At 37.2% G+C, this 4,053-nt stretch carries 2 protein-coding genes; one reads left to right on the top strand and one right to left on the bottom strand.

Features of this window, described 5'->3' with window-relative positions; genetic code table 11:
- Positions 1-908, bottom strand: a 908-nt coding sequence (locus tag AC3DU7_RS22325; protein WP_488041500.1) for a choice-of-anchor L domain-containing protein, incomplete at its 3' end; no start/stop codon positions are given.
- A gap of 1,401 nt (positions 909-2,309) precedes the next feature.
- Here AC3DU7_RS22325 and crtD point away from each other — a divergent pair.
- Positions 2,310-3,851 carry a C-3',4' desaturase CrtD gene (gene crtD / locus AC3DU7_RS22320; RefSeq protein ID WP_488041499.1) on the top strand — a complete coding sequence of 514 codons (1,542 nt, stop codon included), beginning with the start codon at positions 2,310-2,312 and terminating at the stop codon, positions 3,849-3,851.
- Positions 3,852-4,053: the final 202 nt, after the last annotated feature.

Below are 4,053 nucleotides of genomic sequence, written 5' to 3'. Positions count from 1 at the left end.
GTTGGTTTTAAGGTGGGTTTTGATGTTGGTTTTAAGGTGGGTTTTGATGTTGGTTTTAAGGTGGGTTTTGATGTTGGTTCTGATATTGTTTCAGAGTCTTGAAGAACATCTGAAAAGCTGTTTGCCTGAATAAATACAGCAGAGTCGAGAAAAGCATCACCAGCATCAGCGATCGCTAATCTAATCTTGTGAGTTCCAGCACTAAGTCCTAATGCTTGTGCAGTAAATACATTAGTAAAACCATCATATTCTAGATCGAAAAATGGTCCACCCTCACTAGGGTCATTATTGTTGAAAAATTGTGGGTTACTAGCATCAGTTCCCAGTGGTTTTCCTCCATTAACTGTATTGATAGCAACTGGAGTAGATGTACCAGGGATTAGAGCAATATTGATGCCATTTAAGAAGAAGCCGAAGACATCATTGAATTTAGTGTTTGTCCATTCTACATATTCTTCAGAGGCAAATACATAATTGAAGAAAAGGCCTCCTCCTTCACTTTCAAAGTCAAATTCCAGAATAGTTGCATCAAAAGTTGTTTGCTCTTCAGGAATCAACCCATCCAAATCTGAATCTCCAGGCAATCCATTGTCGGTAGTTTTCTTATCCGATTCATTAGGACCTTTAGCATCTATTGCTTGACCTGTAGTCAGAATAATACCGCTATCTATGCCAATACCAGATGATAATCCATCACTGAAAATTCCAGAAGCACCAGCAGCACCTGTATAGTTGATAGAACCTGGTACAATTGTAATCCCACTACCGAGAATTTCATTGAGCAAATCATCACCATTACTGGTGGGAGTTATGGAAATTGCCTGAGCTGCTGTGGTACCACTAAGAGTAACGAAAGCTGTTCCGGCGAGAGTAGTAGCAAATTTTTTGATGAGTTTGGAAATAGTCATAGCTTGATTTCTCCTGAAACATAAAATTTTTAATAAGTAGGGAGTTAATATTTGAGGGCTTTGTTGAGTTTTTTTGTCTTATCCTCAAGACATTACGATAGGTTTTACTTTTCAGAGCCATAGTGCTGTCTTGAGAAGATGCAAAATTTACCGACTCAGTTAATAAAACATATCGGTAGCAATGATAAATATAGTTATATTTTTGATGACAGCTTTAAAGGTTCTGTGCGATCGATAGCTACTTTTAGAGCGCTCGAAGTTGTTGTAACTGATAAAATCGCGAATTCAATTTTGACACTTTAAATAGTCTTACAGAAAAATCTAGGAGTGGTGGGAAAAAATGTGTTGTGCTATATCTTAAGATAATTGCAAAACTTAATTTTCTAACCATCTCAGGAAAGAAAGCTATAGTACTTGCAAAGTAATAAGATATCCACTTCATCATTAATATTTTGGTCTTATATCGTTTTTAGCATATACACGGATAAACCGCATTACTTTTGGCTTGATTTTGAGTAATTTTACTGAATTTTCATAACTGGACTTCTAATTCAATGAAAAAAAACGTAGGATGCACCAAAAAAAATATTTAAGTAATAGTCATAAATATTTCGATTTCTTTATTATTTTTAGCGTATACACGGATTAAACCCCATTACTTTTAATTTGATTGTGAGTAGTTTTACAGAATCTTCATAAAAAGCTGCTAATTTAATAAAAAAAATCATAGGATACATCGGGAAAAATATTTAAGTAATAGTCATAAATATTTCCATTGCTTTATTTTTCTATCACAGTATACAGATAAATTGAATTAGTTTTGACTAAATTTTGAGTAGTTTTACAGAATCTTCATAAAATAGTCAGTTAGACCCAAATATTTCTGTAATTATGCGGAGGTCTAAAATCAACTTGATTATTCATATTCTCAAAACAATGTGTGAATAATTCTTATTTGTAAAGCCTTTCAATGGCTTGATAGAATTTTCATAAAATTCTTAGTTCAATCCAAATATTTCTGTAATTATGCGGTTGTATTAAATAAACCTATATCGGACATCATCCAGATGATTTTAGCAACTATTATTCTTTGTCAATACTTGAATGAACAATGCTTAAACAGTAAAAAAAAAGAATTAATTTCTGTATATAAATCCCCCTATTAATACTAAACCTGCTAATCGCTATATTTCATGATTACAGAGTAAAAATGGAGGTAAATACGCTAACAGTTTAAGGGGGTAATAGAAAAGTACTTTTGTTCTGTGGACTTGGCATAGCGCTACACGCAAGTCAAAAGTCAAAAGTCAAAAGTTAGAAGCCAAAAGTTAAAAGTTACAAAAAGTCAATGAAATGATACATTATACTAATATTTAGTTAAGAAATATTAATATAAATTCTATGTCTGATAAAAAGACTATACAAAAATCAAAAATTGTGATATGTGGTGCTGGCATTGGTGGCCTAACAGCAGGGGCATTACTGGCCCATAAAGGCTATCAAGTCCAGATATTCGACCAAGCGATCGTCCCTGGTGGCTGTGCTTCTACTTTTAAGCGACGTGGTTTTACTTTCGATGTGGGTGCAACTCAAGTGGCAGGTTTAGAAACAGGTGGAATTCATCACCGAATTTTTTCTGAGCTGGAGATAGATATTCCGAACGCTACCAACTGTGACCCTGCCTGCGCCGTATTTCTACCAGGAGAAACTCAACCCATTAATGTTTGGCGCGACCAAAAAAAATGGCAACAAGAGAGACTTCAGCAGTTTCCCGGTAGCGAACCATTTTGGCAACTAATGACAAAATTATTTGAGGCAAGTTGGAAGTTTCAAGGGCGAGACCCAGTTTTACCACCGCGTAATATCTGGGATATGTGGCAGTTAGCAAAAGCAGTACGCCTGGATACTTTGATAACAGTGCCATTTACTTTGACGACAGTGGCAGATGCACTACGTTTGTATGGTTTAAATGATAATCTACGGTTAAAAACATTTCTGGATTTACAACTGAAACTTTACTCTCAAGTAGGTACAGAGGAAACTGCCTTACTTTACGCTGCGACTGCTTTAGCTGTTTCCCAAGCTCCCCAAGGTTTGTATCATCTAGAGGGAAGTATGCAGGTATTAAGCGATCGCCTAGTTGCAGCCTTAGAAAGAGACGGAGGCAAACTCTTTATGGGTCATACTGTGGAACAGATACATATAGATAAGAGTAAAGCTACTGGTGTCAGAGTCAGAAATCAAAAAACTGGAGAAACTTGGGTAGAAACCGCTGACCATATTGTAGCTAATGTCACGGTGCAAAACTTAGTAAAGTTAGTGGAAGATGAAAATCAGACCTCACACCCAATACCCGGTTACAAACGCCGAGTAAATAAAGTCCCTTCACCATCGGGTGCATTTGTAATTTATTTAGGAGTAGATGAAAGTGCTATTCCAGCAAACTGTCCGCCTCATTTGCAGTTTTTCTACAACTACGACGGCCCCATTGGAGAAAATAATTCTTTGTTTGTATCAGTGAGTCATCCGGGAGACGGTCGCGCTCCCACAGGCAAAGCAACAATTACAGCTTCGAGTTTTACCGATACTCAGATTTGGAGACATTGCAAAGATTATCAGGGGTTGAAGCAGCAATATACTGAGGAAGCGATCGCTCGTTTGAGTGAATACTTTTATTTAAAACCAGAAACAATAGTTCATCAAGAAGCGGCGACACCTCGTACTTTTGTTAAATTTACGGCACGAGAGGAAGGTGTTGTGGGTGGTGTCGGTCAGCGTCTTTCAACTTTCGGACCTTTTGGATTTGCCAATCGTACTCCCATTCAGGATTTATGGTTAGTAGGAGATTCAACTCATCCGGGAGAGGGTACGGCAGGAGTGTCTTATTCAGCATTGACTGTGGTGCGGCAGATTGAAACTGAGAGTAGGGGAGTAGGGGAGTGAGGGAGTAGGGGAGTAGGGGAAATCTTTTTGATCTTTAATTAGGGTTTGCTGATTAATTATGAAAGCTTTGGTAGGCAAAGTTTACAGCATTTTTAGATACTAAGGGAGTACCAGCTTTTAGGTGGTAATGGTGCAAAAATGAGCCTATTTTGGGCAAGATAGGAGAAGAAAATCAAGGGATGATTCTTCTGACTACCTCTTC

The organism is Okeania sp. (genome assembly GCF_983059655.1).
This window is presented reverse-complemented; position numbering and strand designations above follow the sequence as displayed.